The organism is Rahnella sikkimica, from assembly GCF_002951615.1.
In the GTDB taxonomy this organism is placed as follows: Bacteria; Pseudomonadota; Gammaproteobacteria; order Enterobacterales; family Enterobacteriaceae; genus Rahnella; species Rahnella sikkimica.
Genome location: NZ_CP019062.1, coordinates 4,596,699 through 4,615,926, shown reverse-complemented (window position 1 = coordinate 4,615,926; position 19,228 = coordinate 4,596,699). Strand labels below are relative to the sequence as shown.

The window sequence follows — 19,228 nt, the reverse complement described above, 5'->3', positions numbered from 1 at the left end:
CAGGGGCAGAAAAAAGAGACGTGCTATGCCAGTCCGAGCGAGCGTTTCACCGGCGCAAAACTGCGACGGTGGTGGACTGTCGCACCAAGCCGGGCGAGGCTTTCAAGATGCACCGGCGTCGGATAGCCTTTGTGTTTCGCAAAACCATATTCAGGGAACTGCAGATCCAGTTCAACCATTTCGCGATCGCGTGTCACTTTAGCCAAAATAGATGCGGCACTGATTTCAGCGACTTTACTGTCGCCTTTCACTACAGCCTGAGAGGCCATAGGCAGTTTCGGGCAACGATTGCCATCAATCAGCACCATATCCGGCGTCAGTGCCAGACCGGCGACGGCTCTCTGCATCGCCAGCATTGTGGCATGTAAAATATTCAGTTCATCAATTTCATGTGGCTCAGCACGCCCGAGGCTCCAGGCCAGCGCCTTTTCTTTGATTTCAATGTATAACGCTTCGCGACGTTTTTCGGAAAGCTTCTTTGAATCTGCCAGCCCCGTAATCGGGTTGGCAGGATCCAGGATCACCGCAGCGGTTACCACCGCGCCGACCAGCGGACCACGACCGACTTCATCCACCCCGGCAATATACACGGCCTGCGGATAAACAAATAATTCACTCATCGGTTTGCCAGCTCCATTACGGCCTGAGCGGCCTGCTCATCAGCATCACGGCGAATGCTTTCATGCAATTCCAGGAAAGTTGTACGCAATTCCTCACTTTTTTCACCGCCCGCCAGTAAAGGCAGAAGTGCAGCAGAAAGCTTTTCCGGTACGCATTCGGTTTGCAGTAATTCAGTAACGATTTCCCGTCTTGCCAGCAAGTTTGGCAATGATACGTAAGGGGTTTTCACCAGACGTTCCGCCAGCCAATACGTGAAGGGTTTCATGCGATAACCCACCACCATAGGACATTTTGCCAGCATACATTCGAGCGCGGCAGTGCCAGAAGCCAGAAGGGCCGCATCGCTGGCAATCATGGCTTCACGCCCTTTGCCATCGAGCAAATGTGCCGAAAGGTCAGGCGCAATCTCGGCCTTGATGCGCTCGAATTGCTCACGACGCTTGGCATTTACCAGCGGCACCACGATATGCAAATCAGGGTAGGTCTGTCGCAACTGCAACGCCGTTTTCAGAAAATCCGCGCTAAGCATTTCGACTTCGGCATGACGGCTTCCTGGCAATAATGCCAGGCAATGCACATTATCAGGGATCCCCAGAGATGCGCGAGCCGCCTGCTTGTCCGGAAGCAAAGGCATTGCGTCCGCCATCGTGTGACCGATGAAACGGCAGGGAACGTTAAATTTGTCGTAAAACGCTTTTTCGAAAGGCAGGAATGCCAAAACTAAGTCGGTTGCTTTCCCGATTTTGAAAACACGTTTTTGTCGCCAGGCCCAGACTGAAGGGCTGACATAATGAATCGTGCGGATACCGCGCTGTTTAAGGCGGCCTTCTAAGGTGATGTTAAAGTCCGGGGCATCGATGCCCACGAAAACATCAGGCTGAAGTTCGCTGAAGCGTCGGGTAAGGTCTTTGCGGATTTTCAACAGGCGTGGCAGCCGTTCTAACACTTCCACCACGCCCATCACAGCCAGCTCTTCCATTTCGTACCAGGCTTCGCATCCTTCCGCCTGCATCAGCGGACCTGCAACCCCCACAAAACGGGCATCAGGATGATGTTTCTTCAGGGCGCGAATCAGCCCGGCGCCAAGAATGTCACCGGACGTTTCACCGGCCACCAGGCCAATTGTCAGAGCAGGCTTTTGCATTGTTTTCCGAAGCGCAGATCAGCGAATAATGCCGCGTGTTGAACGGCTAAAGAAATCACTGAAAGGTTTAGCTTTCGGGAATTCAGCGGCAATAGCAGCGATTTCCGGTTGAGCTTCTTCCAGCGTTTTACCGCTGCGGTACAGTAACTTGTAGGCATTACGGATCGCGTGCAGATCAGCTTTCTCAAAACCACGACGCTTAAGACCTTCGATGTTGATACCGAATGGCGTCGCATGGTTACCCTGCGCGATGACAAACGGAGGAACATCCTGAGCAACGCCAGAACAACCACCAACCATAACGTGTGCGCCGATGATGCAAAATTGATGCACTGCGGTCATACCGCCAATGATAGCGAAATCGTCGATCTCTACGTGACCGCCGAGCGTCGCATTATTCGCCAAAATACAGCGATTACCAATGACGCAATCATGGGCAATATGCGCGTTAACCATCAACAGGTTATCACTGCCCACTTTTGTCAGACTACCGCCCTGAACGGTTCCACGATGAATGGTCACGCTCTCACGAATATTGTTGCGATCGCCGACCTCAACGCGTGTTGGTTCACCGGCATACTTCAGATCCTGGTTAATTTCACCAATGGAAACGAACTGGAAGATGCGGTTATCGCGACCGATTTTGGTCACGCCATTAAGAACTACGTGTGATTTAAGCTCAGTCCCTTCGCCAATTTCCACCTGGGAACCGACATAACAAAAAGGACCGATATGAACACCAGCACCGATAACGGCACCTTCTTCAACAATAGCGCTTGGATGTATATAGGCGGTTTTGTCTATCATGTATTAAGACTCCCGGCGACGGGCGCACATCATTGATGCCTCGCAAGCAATCTCACCATCTACTTTTGCGACACCTTTAAAACGAGCAACACCACGACGCTCTTTAATGAATTCAACTTCCAGAATCATCTGGTCACCCGGCAACACCGGACGTTTGAAGCGTGCATCATCAATTGCTGCAAAATAATACAGCTCGCCCGGCTCCAGTTTCCCTACGCTTTTAAACGCAAGAATACCTGTAGCTTGTGCCATGGCTTCCAGAATCAAAACACCTGGGAAAATCGGCTTACCGGGGAAATGCCCCTGGAAAAACGGTTCGTTAAAGGAAACGTTTTTCACTGCGCGCAAAAATTTCCCTTTTTCAAAATCCAGCACACGATCAACCAGTAAGAACGGGTAACGGTGCGGCAATAAATCCAGTATCTCTTCAATACGCAGAGTATGAGTGTCAGTAGTCAAAATACTCTTCCTGTCTATAAAAACTGATGGCATCAAAAACACGGCCTGCCAGACCCCAAAAAAAGGTCATCAGGCAGGCCGCAAATAGGAACGAATGCCGCAGGTTCACCCCGGAAGGGAACACAAAGCAGCACCGTAGGTGGTAATTAGTCTTTTTCGATTTTACGCTCGACAGCTTTCAAGCGCTTATTCATCTCGTCAATATTCATTACCAATGCAGCCGTCTTACGCCAAACTTTATTCGGTTGTAACGGAATACCGGAGGAGTATACCCCAGGTTCAGTGATTGGTCGCATTACCATTCCCATTCCGGTTACGACAGCCTGGTCACAAATCTCCATGTGACCATTGATAACACTGGCTCCGCCGATTTGGCAGTAGCGTCCAATTTTCAGACTGCCGGCCATAATAACACCGCCAGCAACCGCCGTATTGTCTCCAATCACGACGTTGTGTGCAATCTGGCATTGATTATCAATGATGACGCCGTTGCTGATAATGGTGTCATCCAGTGCGCCACGGTCAATCGTGGTACAGGCGCCAATCTCAACGCGATCGCCAATAATGACCGTACCTAACTGAGGGATTTTGATCCAGTTGCCGCGGTCGTTGGCATAACCAAAGCCGTCAGAACCGATCACCGTACCCGACTGAATAAGACACAGCTCGCCAATCTCAACACGGTGATAAATAGAAACATTGGCCCACAAACGTGTGCCCGCGCCTATTTTTGCTTCTTTACCGATAAAGCAGCCCGCGCCGATGACAACATTATCACCCAGCACAACGCCTGATTCGATGACTGCATTTGCGCCAACCGAGACATTCTTTCCTAACGAAGCACTGTCTGAAATCACTGCGCTCGCAGCAATATCCTGTGCCGGTGCCGGGGTAGTATCCAGCAATTGCGCCATACGCGCGTAGGTCAGGTAAGGGTTTTTAACCACTAATGCCGCTGTAGGGCAAAATGGCAGATCCGCTTCCGTCAACACTACGGCACCTGCTGTACAGGAGGCCAACTGTTCACGGTAACGGCTGTTTGATAAAAACGTGATTTGCTCGGAGTGTGCGGAATGCATTGAAGCAACGCCGGTGATGGCAATTTCACCATCACCGTGCAATTGTGCATCCAACTGCTGCGCGAGATCAGCGAGTCGAATTGAAGACATGTTTATTTAACCTGTTTCAGCACATCAGCAGTAATATCTTTGTCATTGCTTGCGTACGCGATTGCGTTTGCATCAATAACAACATCATAACCTTCTTTGCTGGCAACAGATTTCACAGCGTCCTGAATACGGCTCAGGATTTTGTTACGTTCTTCGCCCTGACGACGACGGTTATCTTGCTCGAACTGCTGCGCTTTAGCTGAGAAAGCTTCACGCTGAGCCATTACGTCTTTTTCGAGTTTAGAACGATCGCTGGCTTTCATGGTTGCGCCATCGCGTTGCAGACGTTGCATTTTGGTTTGCAGATCACGTTCCTGAGATTGCAAATCAGTTGCACGGCTTTTGAACTCGTTTTCCAGTTGTTTAGCCACAGCTTCACGAGCAGGCATCTGTTGGAAAATGCTAGCGACGTTAACGATAGCAATTTTGTCAGCAGCCTGAACGCTAGCTGAAGAAGCCATAACTAAACCGAGGCCTGCGGCATATAACCACTTTTTCACTATAAACTCCTTCCATCACCCGTTTGTGCCATCTGGCACAGTAAATTACACAAAACACCCGACATTAAAACAATACACGGGCCGAAACCCGTGTATCAAATTCAGCATCAGGCCATTGCGATTCTGCTGAATAAACTCTTTGTGGACAAAGCGTTACCAGGTTTTACCAATGTTAAACTGGAACTGTTCCGCTTTATCGCCTTCGTATTTCTTAACTGGCTGTGCATAAGAGAACACCAGCGGCCCCAGAGGAGACTGCCACTGTAACGCCAGACCAGAAGACACACGAATGTTGCCAGGCTTACTGTAATCAGGCACACCCGCTGCAATAGTTTCCGGCGTGTTTTGCCAACCCGTATCCCAGACTGTACCGCTATCCACGAACAGAGACGTACGCAATGAGTTAGCGTATTTCTCGCTAACAAACGGAGTTGGAACAATCAGTTCCGCACTCAGAATGGCCATTGCGTTACCGCCCACTGCATCGCTCGAGTTATCAATCGCGCAGGTGTTGTACGACTTGTCTGCAGAAGTACATTTGTAATAAGCGGCTTTCGGACCGATGGTGTTCGACTGGAAACCACGAACACTGCTTGAGCCGCCGGCATAGAAGTTATCGTAGAACGGCACGTCTTTACCGCCCAGACCATCCGCATAACCTGCGCGCGCACGCCCCATCAGAACCCAATCACGATCCTGATTCAGCGGCATATAGCTGGTTGAATCGAACGTGATTTTATAATATTCGTTATCAGAACCCGGCACAGTGACTTTACCGTTCAGGCTGGCTTTGGTCCCTGATGTCGGGAAGTAACCACGGTCGAGGTTGTTATAACCCCAGCCCAGACTCGCGAAGAAGTCATCAGCACTGAAATCAGCATCTGAGTTATCGCTGGTCGTTACCGCAGGTTTCAGGCCCACTGAGTTCAGATAACGGAACATGGCGATCTGAGGTTCCATATTGGACAGATCGTTGTGTACGTAATCCAGACCCAGACGCAATGAGTTGTTTTCATTGACAGGGAAACCCAGGTTGCCGCCAATACCGTAACTTCTGTTGGTATAGTCAGAAAGGTCCGCATTATCCGCTTTAAAGTCGTTATAGAAAATACGACCGCCCAGACTCACACCGTCAACGGTGAAGTACGGGTCTGTAATCGTGAATTCTGCGTACGTCTGGTAATCATTTTTCGTACCACTGATGCCGACGGAGTTACCCGTACCCAACCAGTTATCCTGCTGGACACCGACCTGGAAGCTGACACCACTTTCAGTACCGTAACCGACACCAAAGTTGAAAGTACCGGTATTACGTTCTTTCACTTTGTAGACCACATCAACCTGGTCCGGAGAACCCGGAACGCGTTGTGTATCGACATCAACAGTTTCGAAGTAACCCAGACGGTTCAGACGCTCTTTGCCTTTATCGACCAGATCATTACCTAACCAGGCACCTTCCATCTGACGCATTTCACGGCGCAGAACGCTGTCTTTACTGGTGTCATTGCCTTCAAAACGAATATGACGCACATAGAAACGGTTACCCGCATCCACGTTGATATGCAGTTTTACCGTTTTGTCAGCATCGTTAATTTCAGGCTGAGTTGTCACACGCGGATAGGCATAGCCATAACGGCCCAACATCTGTTTGATGTCGTTTTCCATCTTGGTGACTTTAGCGCCGTTGTACAGCTCGCCTTTATCAATTTTAGTCAGGCTTTGAACTTCTGCTGAGTGCCCCGCCATGCTGCCGGTCACGTCAACGCCAGAAAGTTTGTACTGCTCACCTTCTGTGATGTTCAGCGTAATGTAGATGCCTTTTTTGTCCGGCGTCAGGCTGACCTGCGTCGAATCAATGTTGAAACGGGCATAACCGCGATCCAGATAGAAGCTGCGCAGGGTTTCAAGGTCACCCGCCAGTTTCTGCTTCTGGTATTTACGGTCACCGACCACGTTCCACCAAGGCACTTCATCGCGCAACTGGAAGCGTGAAATCAGTTCATCCGTTGAGAAGGCATGGTTACCCACGATGTTGATCTGCTGAATTTTGGCAGAAACACCTTCGGTAAACACCAGTTTCAGGTCAACACGGTTACGCGGTAAAGGGGTTACAACCGCTTTTACCGACGCACTGTATTTACCGACGCTGTAGTAGAAATCTTCCAGGCCTTTTTCAATACTGCCGATGGTTGTACGGTCAAGTGCTTCGCCAACGCGGACGCCAGAGGCTTCCAGGTTTTGTTTCAGCATGTCATCTTTCACCGATTTATTACCGGAGAAAGTGATGCTGGCAATCGTTGGACGTTCTTTGACTTGAACAATCAGTGAATTACCATCGCGAAGGACGCGAACATCCTCAAAGTTGCCAGTGGCAAACAATGCGCGAATGGTATTACTGATATCATCGTCAGTAACGGTATCACCGACACGAACCGGCATATTGAGTAACGCCGCACCGACGGCAACTCGCTGCAGGCCTTCGAAATGAATATCTTTCACTACGAAACCGTCTGCACCGTATACGGTGGCGCTGCCAAACAGCAGCGACGCTATGAGCAACTTTTTGATCGCCATCGTTGTTATGCGTTCTTCCTAACCTAATCTCAGGTCTTAAAGACGAGAGAAATCATTGAAAAGTGCAAGCCCCATCAACAACACCAGCAAAACTGAACCAATGCGGTAACTGAAGTCCTGAACTCGCTCGGAAACTGGCCCACCTTTAAGCTTTTCTATTGCAAGAAATAGCAGGTGGCCACCATCTAATACCGGTAACGGGAAGAGGTTGATGATCCCCAGATTGACACTGATGAGTGCCAAAAACGTGAGGTAAGACACCAAACCATACTCCGCTGACATTCCTGCGCCCTGTGCGATGGAGATTGGGCCACTCAGATTGTTCAGCTTCACATCCCCGGTAATTAACTTACCCAGCATGCTCACGGTGAGTTTCATAAGTTGCCAGGTTTTATCCCCGGCCTCATAAAACGCCACAAACGGACCATACTGACGGATTGTTTTGTATTCATCAGGCAGCGGCACCACTTTCGGGACCACACCAGCAAAACCCTGTATTTTGCCTTTACCTGCAGACTTCGTATCCGGCGTCAGTGTTAAAGCGACGGGAGAACCACCCCGCTCAACTTCCAGACGGATTGGCTTGCCGGGATTGTCACGTACCTGAATGACAAACGACTGCCAACTTTCCAGAATCTGACCATCGACTTTAACGATCCTGTCTCCGGCTTGCAAACTCGCCTTTTGCGCGGCTGAATCTGGCTGCACTTCCTGCAAGACAGATTCTATCTGCGGACCTCGTGGAATCATACCCAGAGAGACCACCGGATCCTGCTTTTCAGGATCAAACTGCCATTGACGTAAATTCAGCGTTTTCTCAACGACCTGATTGGAGCCAAATGGAGCAACTCCGACAGTCGTTTGGTCATCACCGATTTCGCCAATCAACGCCATACGAACTGAATCCCAATCAGGCGTTTCGATACCGGCAACAGACTTTAGTTCCATTCCCGGAGAAATATTGGATTGCGCAGCGATTGAATTTGCAGTGACATTTGCAACGACAGGACGCACGCTTGGAACACCAATAATGAAGATCAACCAATATGCAAAAACAGCAAAGATGAAATTGGCAATGGGCCCGGCACTGATGATAGCAGCGCGTTGCCAGATCTTTTTGTTATTGAAGGATTGATGACGAAATTCAGGGGCAACAGCCTCGACGCGTTCGTCGAGCATTTTAACGTAGCCCCCGAGAGGAATAATGGCCAGCACATACTCGGTTCCCTGACGGTCAGTGCGACGCCATAGCGCGCGGCCAAAGCCGACAGAGAAACGTTCTACACGCACACCACAACGACGAGCAACCCAGAAATGGCCGAACTCGTGCACGGTGATAAGCACCCCCAATGCAACGATAAAGGCGGCCAGGCTCCAGAGTATGTTCATCATATGTCCAACTATTCCTTAGAAAACTTCACCGTCTGCGACGGTTAATACACTAACAGCATCAGACAGGCGAATACAGGAACCGCAGCTGTCAGGCTGTCGATGCGATCCAATATTCCGCCATGACCCGGGATCATATGACCACTGTCTTTGATTCCGGCTTCACGCTTGAACATGCTTTCCGTCAGGTCGCCCAGCACAGAAGCCAGCGCAGCAACCACAGAACAAATCAGTAATGTTGCTGGCTCTACGCTCAATGGCGCGTAACGACCAAACAACCAGGCTATCAGGGCAGAAGTGACCAGCCCACCGATAAACCCTTCCCAGGTTTTCCCCGGAGAAACTTTCGGTGCCAGTTTATGCTTACCGAACAATTTACCAAACAGATAAGCCCCCGAATCAGCGCCCCAGACCAGCAGCATGACATATAAAAGCCACCACGCGCCTGTGTGAGGATTCTCAGCATAACCGTACTGACGCAGCGCGATCATACCCCAGAAGAACGGCACGATGGTCAGCACGCCAAACAAGACCCGTAATACACGGGAATGACGCCAAAATGCAGCGGAAGCCGGATACGCGACAACCAAGACTAACGCCAGACACCACCACGCCAGTGCCGCCCACAAGGAACTGCTGACCTGAGGTAAGTGTACGCTCTGATGGTAAGCCGGAATGCTCAACATCATGGCGGCTAACAGAAAACCACACAGTATAGCGAGCCAGATACGCTGACTACGCGTTGCAAGCCCGGCAAGCTGACCCCACTCCCACGCAGCCAACATACACACCATGAGGGTGACAATGGCAAAACCCACCGGCGGCAACAAAAAGAGAGCTGCAATAACAATCGGTATTAAAATCAGAGCTGTGATAATGCGATACTTCAGCAAATGTTCTCCCTAGGACGCATCGGCGCCGATAGGTGTAGTCCCTCCGAAGCGGCGCTCTCGCTGTGCAAACGCGTTCAGCGCCCCTTCAAAGGTGTTTTCATCAAAATCAGGCCAGAGGACATCGGTAAAATAGAGCTCCGCATAGGCAATCTGCCACAGCAAAAAATTACTGATCCGATGTTCCCCACCGGTTCTGATCACCAAATCGACGGGTGACAGTTCGCTCATACAGACCGCTGAGTTTAGCAATTCTTCTGTAATTTGCTCAGCCCGCAATGTACCGGCTTCTACCTGCCCGGCCAGCGTCTTCACGCCCTGAATAATATCCCATCGGCCACCGTAATTTGCAGCGATGTTCAGGGTCAGACCGTCGTTATTTTGAGTAAGTGTTTCTGAACGACGAATGCGTTCCTGCAGACGAGCACTAAAACGACTGACGTCGCCAATGATCCGCAACCTGACATTGTGTTTATGCAGGCTTTTAACTTCGCTGTCCAACGCACGGACGAACAGCTCCATCAGCGCAGAAACTTCCTGAGCAGGACGATTCCAGTTTTCACTACTAAAGGCATAAAGCGTGAGCGCATCAAGATGATGACTGGCAGCAAAGCTCACCGCTTTACGCACTGACTTCACTCCCGCTTTATGACCAAAAACCCTCATTTTACCCTGACGTTTTGCCCAGCGTCCGTTGCCGTCCATGATAATGGCAACATGGCGAGGTTGAGAGCAACGCATATCAGACATCTGTTGATTTTCGAGGGACATAACGCGTACTCATTTCCTTTTATCAGAACACAACGGCTTTCCAGCTGGCCTAAGCCTGATAGGACTCACGCCACAACGTTAGCTGATGTGGCACCTTGCATCGAGGGTGCGACAACACGCGCAAAAAAGCCGTGTCTCCCTTGCAGGCACGGCTTACACTGACAGATCACCGATTCCACCTTTAACATTCAGGCTCAAAAAAGCCGAATCTACTGTCAGCGTGGCGCAGACTATACCATTTCAATGTGGCGCTAACAAACTGCTGCATAAGCACTAAACTGGTCTTACCGCGTAAACCCAGGAAGTTTATCTTTTGCCAATGCCCGTGCGCTAGCATCAATCTCCAACACTTCCTCAACAGAAGTCGGTTCGGCGCTCACTAACAGGTCCATGACCTGACGATTTAGCGAAGCAATGTTGGTAAAACAAATTTCACCATTAAGGAAAGCCGCCACCGAGATTTCATTCGCCGCATTAAGCGCCGTGGTGGCAGCCTGCCCGGTATTGCTGGCTTCGATAGCAAGCTGGAGACAGGGATAACGTGCATAATCCGGAGCGCTGAACGTCAGTGCGCCCATCGTACAAAAATCCAGTGCTTCAACATCTGTCGCCACCCGGCTCGGATATGCCATGGCATGCGCAATAGGCGTTCGCATATCCGGTGAACCCAGTTGCGCCAGTACGCTGCCGTCGCGATAGCGTACCATAGAGTGAATCACCGATTGCGGATGGATAATCACTTCCATTTCGGCCGCTGACGCATTAAACAACCAGCGCGCTTCAATATATTCCAGCCCTTTGTTCATCATCGTGGCGGAGTCGACAGAAATCTTACGCCCCATCGACCAGTTTGGGTGAGCGCATGCCTGATCGGGCGTCACTCTGCTGAATTCGTCTAAGGGTAATTCGCGGAATGGCCCGCCGGAACCGGTCAGAACAATGCGGGAAATTCCGTGTTCTTCAAGGGAAGCATAGCCCAGTTGTTTCTGAACGGATTCAGGCAAACTCTGGAAAATGGCATTATGCTCGCTGTCGATGGGCAAAAGTTGAGACTGGCTTTGACGGACGGCATCCATAAAAATGCGACCACAGGTCACCAGCGACTCTTTATTTGCCAGGAGGACTTGCTTGCCCGCACGAACGGCAGACAGCGTCGGTAACAGACCCGCTGCACCAACGATGGCAGACATCACCTGATCCACATCATCAAGCGCCGCCAGTTCGATAGCCGCATCCGGGCCAGAAAGGACTTCGGTATTGATTCCCTGCTCCGACAAGATAACCCGCAATTGACGTGCAGAAGACTCATCTGCCATCGACGCATACGCCGGACGGAATTCCAGACATTGCTGCGCCATAACGTCGACATTGCGGCCGGCAACCAGCGCCTTAACAGAGAACGCGTCAGGGTTAGACCGGACGACGGAAAGCGTGCTGGTGCCGACAGACCCTGTCGAACCAAGAATAGTCATTTGTTTCATGAAAATGCCCGGAATAAAGCGCGTAAATTCGGAAAGTGCACAGTCTGAAACCTCTTATCGGGCTTGTCCATGAGATTGTGCAGACAGATAAAAGAATTGGAGGCCACTTAAAAACAAAGCGCCGCAGTAGCGGCGCTTTGTAAGCGAAATAAGCCGGATTAGAAATCCATCAGCTCAGTTTCTTTTTCAGCTAAAGCAACGTCGATTTTCTTGATGAAAATGTCAGTCAGTTTCTGAATGTCGTCCTGTGAACGGCGATCTTCATCTTCGCTGATTTCTTTATCTTTAAGCAGTGCTTTGGTTTTGTCGTTAGCGTCACGGCGGACGTTACGCACGGAAACACGGCCCTGCTCTGCTTCGCCGCGCACGACTTTAATCAGATCTTTACGACGCTCTTCAGTCAGTGCAGGCAATGGAACGCGGATAGTCGCGCCAGCAGAAGAGGGGTTCAGCCCCAGATCGGACGTCATGATCGCTTTTTCCACAGCGGCGCTGATTGAGCGGTCAAATACGGAAATAGCCAGAGTACGGGAATCTTCAACCGTGACCTGAGCCAACTGGCGCAGTGGCGTAGATGAACCGTAGTAATCGACCATGATGCCATCCAGGATGCCGGGAGAAGCGCGGCCGGTGCGGATTTTGCTGATATGCGTTTTGAATGATTCAACGCATTTTTCCATACGAATTTCAGCGTCTTTTTTAATTTCGTTAATCACGTTGTGAACCCTTGAAAGCTGGTTACCTGGCAGACCATACCATCAGTATAGTCCGTGAATACTTATGCCAGCACAGGCTGGCTGAACGGTATGTTCAATTGTGAAGGATCACTCCGCGTTAGAAATCAGCGTTCCTTCGTTTTCACCCATCACAACACGGCGCAATGCACCCGGTTTGTTCATGTTGAATACACGAATTGGCAGATTGTGATCGCGGGCCAGTGTAAACGCCGCCAGATCCATCACTTTCAATTCCTGCTCCAGCACTTCCTGATAGGTCAGTTTTTCGTACAGTGTAGCTTCCGGGTTTTTCACCGGGTCGGCGGAGTAAACGCCGTCGACTTTGGTGGCTTTTAATACCACATCGGCTTCGATTTCGATACCACGCAGGCACGCTGCAGAGTCAGTGGTAAAGAATGGATTGCCCGTACCGGCGGAGAAAATCACCACACGGTTATGACGCAACAGGCTGATCGCTTCAGCCCAGCTATAATTATCACAAACACCGTTCAAAGGGATTGCGGACATCAGGCGTGCGTTAACATAAGCACGGTGTAACGCATCACGCATCGCCAGACCATTCATGACAGTCGCCAGCATACCCATATGGTCGCCTACAACACGATTCATGCCAGCCTGCGCCAGACCCGCACCGCGGAACAAGTTACCGCCGCCGATCACAACGCCTACCTGAATGCCGAGTTCGACCAGCTCTTTCACTTCCTGAGCCATACGATCTAATACACTCGCGTCGATACCAAAACCTTCGCTGCCCTGCAGGGCTTCGCCACTGAGTTTGAGCAGGATACGCTGATAAACGGGTTTCGCATTGGTAGCCATGGTGTCTGTCCTAGAAGCAATGTGTCTTGATGGATAGTCGGTCTTTACATCATAGCGCTGTCTGAATGACCACACGCACAATGTAATGGGAATTTGGGGCTGGATAAAACGGAACCGCCCTTTCGCAGCGGTTCCGTTTTTGGTGTATCAGATACTGATTAAGACTGTTTTGTCATTGCTGCAACTTCAGCAGCAAAGTCAGTCTCAACTTTCACGATACCTTCGCCCACTTCGAAGCGGATGAAATTAACAACGTCAGCATTGTGCTCTTTCAGAACCTGGCCCACAGATTTGCTTGGGTCGATGACGAAAGGCTGACCAGTCAGAGAAACTTCGCCGGTGAATTTCTTCATGCGGCCTTCAACCATTTTCTCTGCGATTTCTTTAGGCTTGCCAGACTGCATAGCGATGTCCAGCTGTACCTGGTACTCTTTTTCGACAACTTCAGCAGACACATCTTCTGGTTTAACAAATTCAGGCTTGCTCGCCGCAACGTGCATAGCAATTTGTTTAACCAGCTCTTCGTCAGCGCCTTTAGCCGCAATCAGAACACCGATACGTGCGCCGTGCAGGTAGCTACCCAACACTTCGCCTTCCAGGGAAGAAACGCGACGAATGTTGATGTTCTCACCGATTTTAGCAACCAGTTGTACACGCTCTTCTTCAAACTGTGTTTTCAGAACTTCAACATCAGTGATTTTGCCTGCAACCGCAGCGTCCAACACTTTGTCAGCAAATGCCTGGAAACCCGCATCTTTAGCAACGAAGTCAGTCTGGCAGTTAACTTCCAGAATAACACCGTAGTTGCCTTCGATTTTGGTTTTGATCACGCCGTCAGCAGCTACGTTGCCTGCTTTTTTCGCCGCTTTGATCGCGCCAGATTTACGCATGTTTTCGATTGCCAGCTCGATGTCGCCGTTAGCTTCAACCAGAGCTTTCTTACAATCCATCATGCCAGCGCCAGTACGTTCGCGCAGTTCTTTTACCAGGGCAGCGGTAATATCAGCCATTGTATTTTCCTCGATTATCTCAGTGCAAAAAGGCTTTTTGCGGTGAGATATTTCTCGCATTTAAGATAAGCAAAGGGGGCCAATAAAGGCCCCCTAACCAACATATTTCAATACCTGGTTAATAAGGGCTCTGCTGAGCTTGCCTTATTATTCAGCTTCTACGAAGCTTTCTTCTGCCTGAACAGCCAGATCTTGCGAACGGCCTTCACGGACAGTAGCTGCAACAGCGCTCAGGTACAGCTTTACTGCACGGATTGCGTCATCGTTACCAGGGATAACAAAGTCAACGCCATCCGGATCGGAGTTGGTATCAACAATGGAGAATACCGGGATACCCAGGTTGTTAGCTTCTTTGATTGCAATGTGTTCGTGATCAGCGTCAACAACGAACAGAGCATCAGGAAGACCACCCATATCCTTGATACCACCCAGGCTGTTTTCCAGCTTAGCCAGTTCACGAGTACGCATCAGCGCCTCTTTCTTGGTCAGCTTCTCGAAAGTACCGTCCTGAGACTGAACTTCCAGATCTTTCAAACGTTTGATGGACTGACGAACTGTTTTCCAGTTAGTCAGCATGCCGCCCAACCAGCGATGGTTCACGAAGAACTGGTCGCAGTTGTGTGCAGCTTCTTTTACCGCTTCGCTTGCTGCGCGTTTAGTACCAACGAACAGGATCTTACCTTTACGGGAGGAGATCTTCTGCAACTCAGCCAGAGCTTCGTTGAACATTGGAACAGTTTTTTCCAGGTTGATGATGTGAACCTTGTTACGTGCGCCGAAGATGAATGGCTTCATTTTCGGGTTCCAGTAACGGGTTTGGTGACCGAAGTGAACACCAGCCTGGAGCATGTCGCGCATGGAAACAGTTGCCATGATAAAACCTCTATTAAGTAGTTGGGGTTATGCCTCCACGTATCCCATAACACCGACCCTGCAGAACGGATTCCCAGAGCACCCCGGTGTATGTGTCGATACGTGTGTGTTATTACTTACGTTAATAAGTACACATATGAGTGAATTCGGCTTTAATCCCCCGGAGTCTGGGACCCAGAGCGGATTGCCGGCGCGTTTTATACCACAAATAACGGCCGGACAGCAACTTTAGTTCTCCGGATTGCACGCCGGGAAATGATAGTTTGGCAGCTAATATCAGGGCTGATACCATAAGCCACAGTGAATTATTGACGACATCGGCGCAAAAATATAGCGCACCTGATGAACTGAACCTGCAGGACGACTCATGGCTATTTCAATCAAAACCCCGGAAGATATCGAAAAAATGCGCGTCGCTGGCCGTCTGGCTGCGGAAGTGCTGGAAATTATTGAGCCTTACGTTAAACCGGGCGTCAGCACCGGCGAGCTCGACAGAATTTGTGCCGATCACATCGTGAACAAACAGCAAGCCATTTCTGCCTGTCTGGATTACCACGGCTTCCCGAAATCGGTCTGCATCTCTATTAACGAAGTGGTTTGCCACGGTATTCCGAGCGAAGACAAAATCCTCAAAGATGGCGACATCGTCAATATCGACGTCACCGTAATTAAAGACGGTTTCCACGGCGATACCTCTAAGATGTTCATCGCAGGCAAACCGACCATTCTTGGCGAACGTCTTTGCCGTATCACGCAGGAAAGCCTGTACATTGCCCTGCGCATGATTAAGCCGGGCATCCGCCTGCGCACGCTGGGTAAAGAGATCCAGAAATTCGTGGAAGCCGAGAAATTCTCCGTAGTACGCGAATATTGCGGTCACGGCATCGGCGAAGGTTTCCATGAAGAACCTCAGGTTCTGCATTACGATGCCGATGACGGTGGCGTTGTGTTGCAGGCCGGTATGGCTTTCACCGTTGAACCGATGGTCAATGCCGGTGATTACCGTATCCGCACCATGAAAGACGGCTGGACAGTAAAAACTAAAGATCGCAGCTTGTCGGCTCAGTACGAGCATACTATTGTGGTGACAGATAACGGTTGTGAAATTATGACGCTGCGTAAGGATGACACCATCCCGGCTATCCTGACGCACGACTAACAGTTCCCCGCTCGGCGCAGAGGGGTTAAATCTGTCAATCAAACCGGCGAAAGCCGGTTTTTTTTATCTTTAACGTGTAGGAATAGGCTGCGCATCTATGATTGAAAACTTCTCTGCTGAAAAGAGCCTGCCATCGCAAACGACGCAGGAGCTCAACCGCGCTTTCCCGCCACAGCCTGTTTCCCCTTCCGCCTATCCGGATGACGACTTAAACCGTCAGAGCCTCAAACAGCATATGGAACAGTTCCAGGTCTGGCTGGGTGAAGCCTTTAACGCCGGGCAACGCGCCGAAGAACTGGTGGATGCGCGGACGCATTACATCGACCAGTTATTGCAACGCCTGTGGACATTTTACGGTTTTGACAATATTCCTGAAACCGCGATGGTGGCCGTGGGCGGTTACGGGCGCGGGGAATTGCACCCGCTGTCCGACATAGACGTGCTGGTACTCAGTCAAAAGCGTCTCAACGATGAGCAGGCGCAACGAATCGGCGAGCTGATTACCTTGCTGTGGGATTTGAAGCTGGAAGTCGGTCACAGCGTGCGTACGCTGGAAGAGTGTTTGCTGGAAGGACTTGCCGATTTAACGGTCGCGACCAACCTTATCGAATCCCGCCTGATTTGCGGCGATGTTGCCCTGTTTCTGAACATGCAAAAGCACATTTTCAGCGACGGCTTCTGGCCTTCTCCGAATTTCTTCCGCGCTAAGATTACCGAACAAAATGAGCGCCATCAGCGTTACTACGGCACCAGCTACGGGCTGGAACCGGATATCAAAAGCAGCCCCGGCGGCTTGCGCGATATTCACACCATATTGTGGGTCGCACGTCGCCATTTTGGTGCCACATCGCTCGATGAAATGGTCGCGTTTGGCTTCCTGACCAAAGCCGAGCGCAACGAACTGCTGGAATGCCAGAGCTTCCTGTGGCGCATCCGTTTTGCCCTGCATCTGGTGCTGCCGCGCTACGACAACCGTCTTCTCTTTGACAGACAACAAAGCGTGGCGCAACTGCTGCAATATCAGGGTGAAGGCAACCAGCCCGTCGAACGCATGATGAAAGATTTCTACCGCATGACCCGCCGGGTTGGCGAACTGAATCAGATGTTATTGCAGCTGTTTGATGAGGCGATTCTGGCTATCGGACCGAATGAAAAACCCCGCCCGCTGGATGAGAATTTCCAGCTGCGTGGCGATCTGATTGACCTGCGTGATGAATCACTGTTTGAACACCGCCCGGAAACCATTATCAGCATGTTCCAGCTGATGGTTCGCCATCGTGAAATCAAAGGCATCTACTCCACCACAGTGCGATTGCTGCGCCATGCGCGCCGTCATCTGAAAGAACCGTTGTGCATGATCCCGCAGGCGCGTGAAACGTTTATGTCGATTCTGCGTCACCCCGGTGCGGTTTCGCGCGCGCTGGTGCCAATGCATCGCCACAGCGTTCTCTGGGCCTATATGCCGCAGTGGGGGCAAATCGTCGGACAGATGCAGTTTGACCTTTTCCACGCCTACACGGTTGATGAGCACACCATTCGTGTACTGCAAAAACTAGAAAGTTTTTCCCACGAAGCAACGCGGCCAAAACATCCGCTGTGCGTGGAATTGTACCCGCGCCTGCCGCAGCCTGAATTACTGCTGATCGCCGCCCTCTTCCACGATATCGCCAAAGGGCGGGGCGGCGACCATTCCATTCTCGGCGCACAGGACGTGCTGGAATTTGCCGAACTTCACGGCCTCAACTCGCGCGAAACGCAGCTTGTCTCGTGGCTGGTGCGCTGCCATCTGCTGATGTCCGTCACCGCGCAGCGCCGCGACATTCAGGACCCCAACGAAATTCAGCAATTTGCGGCAGAAATGCAGAGCGAAGTGCGCCTGCGTTATCTGGTCAGCCTGACGGTTGCCGATATCTGCGCCACCAACGAAACGCTGTGGAACAGCTGGAAACAGAGCCTGATACGCGAGCTATACTTTGCGACAGAGAAACAGCTGCGCCGCGGCATGCAAAACACGCCGGATCTGCGCGAGCGCGTGCGCCATCACCGCTTGCAGGCGTTGGCGTTGCTGCGTATGGATAATATCGACGAAGAAGCGTTACACCGCATCTGGAGCCGCTGCCGCGCAGATTACTTCCTGCGACACTCGCCGAATCAGCTGGCGTGGCACGCCAGACATTTGCTTGAACATGACTCCACTAAACCGCTGGTACTGGTCAGCCGCCAGGCCACGCGTGGCGGCACCGAGATATTCATCTGGAGCCCTGACCGCCCGTATCTGTTCGCCACGGTCGCCGGTGAACTGGACAGGCGAAATCTGAGTATTCACGACGCACAGATTTTCACTAACCGTGACGGCATGGCGATGGATACCTTTATCGTGCTCGAACCAGACGGAAGTCCGCTGGCGCAGGACCGGCACGAAGCGATCCGTTATGCGCTGGAACAATCGATGACGCTGGCTTATCAGCCGCCGCGCGCGCGACGCCCGTCACCGAAGCTGCGCCATTTCAGCGTGCAGACCGAAGTCAGCTTTTTGCCGACGCACACTGACCGCCGGACGTACATGGAACTGGTCGCACTCGATCAGCCGGGTCTGCTGGCGCGCGTCGGGGAGGTCTTCTCAGATCTGGGGCTTTCGTTGCATGGCGCGAGGATCTCGACCATCGGCGAGCGCGTAGAAGACTTGTTTATTCTGGCAAACGCGGAGCGACGTGCGCTGGATAAACAAACTCGCAAGGAAATCACACGCCGATTAACCGAGGCACTCAACCCCGGCGATAAAATGTGATACAAGTACCATTATCTTTTAAAACCCATTCAGGAAA

The 19,228-nt window shown here is 51.1% G+C and carries 17 protein-coding genes; 2 read left to right on the top strand and 15 right to left on the bottom strand.

Annotated features, from left to right (window positions below; all coding sequences use genetic code 11):
• Nucleotides 1–23: 23 nt before the first annotated feature.
• The 15 genes from rnhB to rpsB form a co-directional block, all read right to left on the bottom strand.
• Nucleotides 24–620 (bottom strand): ribonuclease HII, encoded by a 597-nt coding sequence (rnhB, locus tag BV494_RS21360; protein ID WP_104924634.1) that lies wholly within the window; start codon nt 618–620, stop codon nt 24–26.
• Nucleotides 617–1,765 carry a lipid-A-disaccharide synthase gene (gene lpxB, locus BV494_RS21355; protein ID WP_104924633.1) on the bottom strand — a complete coding sequence of 383 codons (1,149 nt, stop codon included), beginning with the start codon at nt 1,763–1,765 and terminating at the stop codon, nt 617–619. The genes rnhB and lpxB overlap by 4 nt, the downstream gene beginning before the upstream one ends.
• 18 nt (nt 1,766–1,783) lie before the next feature.
• A complete protein-coding gene (gene lpxA, locus BV494_RS21350; RefSeq protein ID WP_104924632.1) occupies nt 1,784–2,572 on the bottom strand; it encodes an acyl-ACP--UDP-N-acetylglucosamine O-acyltransferase in 789 nt (262 codons plus the stop codon).
• Nucleotides 2,573–2,575: 3 nt separating this feature from the next.
• Nucleotides 2,576–3,064, bottom strand: coding sequence for a 3-hydroxyacyl-ACP dehydratase FabZ (fabZ, locus tag BV494_RS21345; protein ID WP_183850297.1), 489 nt, complete (start codon nt 3,062–3,064; stop codon nt 2,576–2,578).
• A 113-nt stretch (nt 3,065–3,177) separates the two neighbouring features.
• Nucleotides 3,178–4,200 (bottom strand): UDP-3-O-(3-hydroxymyristoyl)glucosamine N-acyltransferase, encoded by a 1,023-nt coding sequence (gene lpxD / locus BV494_RS21340; RefSeq protein ID WP_104924631.1) that lies wholly within the window; start codon nt 4,198–4,200, stop codon nt 3,178–3,180.
• Nucleotides 4,201–4,202: 2 nt separating this feature from the next.
• Entirely contained in the window at nt 4,203–4,700 is a 498-nt protein-coding gene (gene skp, locus BV494_RS21335; protein WP_104924630.1) for a molecular chaperone Skp, read from the bottom strand.
• 153 nt (nt 4,701–4,853) lie between these two features.
• Nucleotides 4,854–7,274 carry an outer membrane protein assembly factor BamA gene (gene bamA, locus BV494_RS21330; RefSeq protein WP_104924629.1) on the bottom strand — a complete coding sequence of 807 codons (2,421 nt, stop codon included), beginning with the start codon at nt 7,272–7,274 and terminating at the stop codon, nt 4,854–4,856.
• Between the two features lie 36 nt (nt 7,275–7,310).
• Nucleotides 7,311–8,666: a sigma E protease regulator RseP gene (gene rseP, locus BV494_RS21325; protein ID WP_104924628.1), complete on the bottom strand. Its 1,356-nt coding sequence runs from the start codon at nt 8,664–8,666 to the stop codon at nt 7,311–7,313.
• A gap of 41 nt (nt 8,667–8,707) precedes the next feature.
• The gene (gene cdsA, locus BV494_RS21320; protein WP_104924627.1) at nt 8,708–9,556 is read right to left on the bottom strand and encodes a phosphatidate cytidylyltransferase; all 849 of its coding nucleotides are present in this window, start codon (nt 9,554–9,556) and stop codon (nt 8,708–8,710) included.
• A gap of 9 nt (nt 9,557–9,565) precedes the next feature.
• Nucleotides 9,566–10,324, bottom strand: coding sequence for a (2E,6E)-farnesyl-diphosphate-specific ditrans,polycis-undecaprenyl-diphosphate synthase (ispU, locus tag BV494_RS21315; protein WP_104924626.1), 759 nt, complete (start codon nt 10,322–10,324; stop codon nt 9,566–9,568).
• Between the two features lie 284 nt (nt 10,325–10,608).
• Nucleotides 10,609–11,805, bottom strand: coding sequence for a 1-deoxy-D-xylulose-5-phosphate reductoisomerase (gene ispC / locus BV494_RS21310; RefSeq protein ID WP_104924625.1), 1,197 nt, complete (start codon nt 11,803–11,805; stop codon nt 10,609–10,611).
• A 158-nt stretch (nt 11,806–11,963) separates the two neighbouring features.
• Complete coding sequence (gene frr, locus BV494_RS21305) at nt 11,964–12,521, bottom strand: ribosome recycling factor (RefSeq protein WP_104924624.1); 558 nt, start codon at nt 12,519–12,521, stop codon at nt 11,964–11,966.
• A gap of 108 nt (nt 12,522–12,629) precedes the next feature.
• On the bottom strand, nt 12,630–13,361 hold the full coding sequence (gene pyrH, locus BV494_RS21300; protein WP_101079218.1) for a UMP kinase: 732 nt from the start codon (nt 13,359–13,361) through the stop codon (nt 12,630–12,632).
• 158 nt (nt 13,362–13,519) lie between these two features.
• The gene (gene tsf, locus BV494_RS21295; RefSeq protein ID WP_104924623.1) at nt 13,520–14,371 is read right to left on the bottom strand and encodes a translation elongation factor Ts; all 852 of its coding nucleotides are present in this window, start codon (nt 14,369–14,371) and stop codon (nt 13,520–13,522) included.
• Nucleotides 14,372–14,518: 147 nt separating this feature from the next.
• Nucleotides 14,519–15,244 (bottom strand): 30S ribosomal protein S2, encoded by a 726-nt coding sequence (gene rpsB, locus BV494_RS21290; protein ID WP_104924622.1) that lies wholly within the window; start codon nt 15,242–15,244, stop codon nt 14,519–14,521.
• 367 nt (nt 15,245–15,611) lie between these two features.
• On the opposite strand from rpsB, the gene map reads away from it, so the two are divergent.
• Both map and glnD read left to right on the top strand, forming a co-directional pair.
• Entirely contained in the window at nt 15,612–16,403 is a 792-nt protein-coding gene (gene map, locus BV494_RS21285) for a type I methionyl aminopeptidase (protein ID WP_104924621.1), read from the top strand.
• A 97-nt stretch (nt 16,404–16,500) separates the two neighbouring features.
• Nucleotides 16,501–19,191: a bifunctional uridylyltransferase/uridylyl-removing protein GlnD gene (gene glnD / locus BV494_RS21280; protein WP_192938046.1), complete on the top strand. Its 2,691-nt coding sequence runs from the start codon at nt 16,501–16,503 to the stop codon at nt 19,189–19,191.
• Nucleotides 19,192–19,228 lie beyond the last annotated feature (37 nt).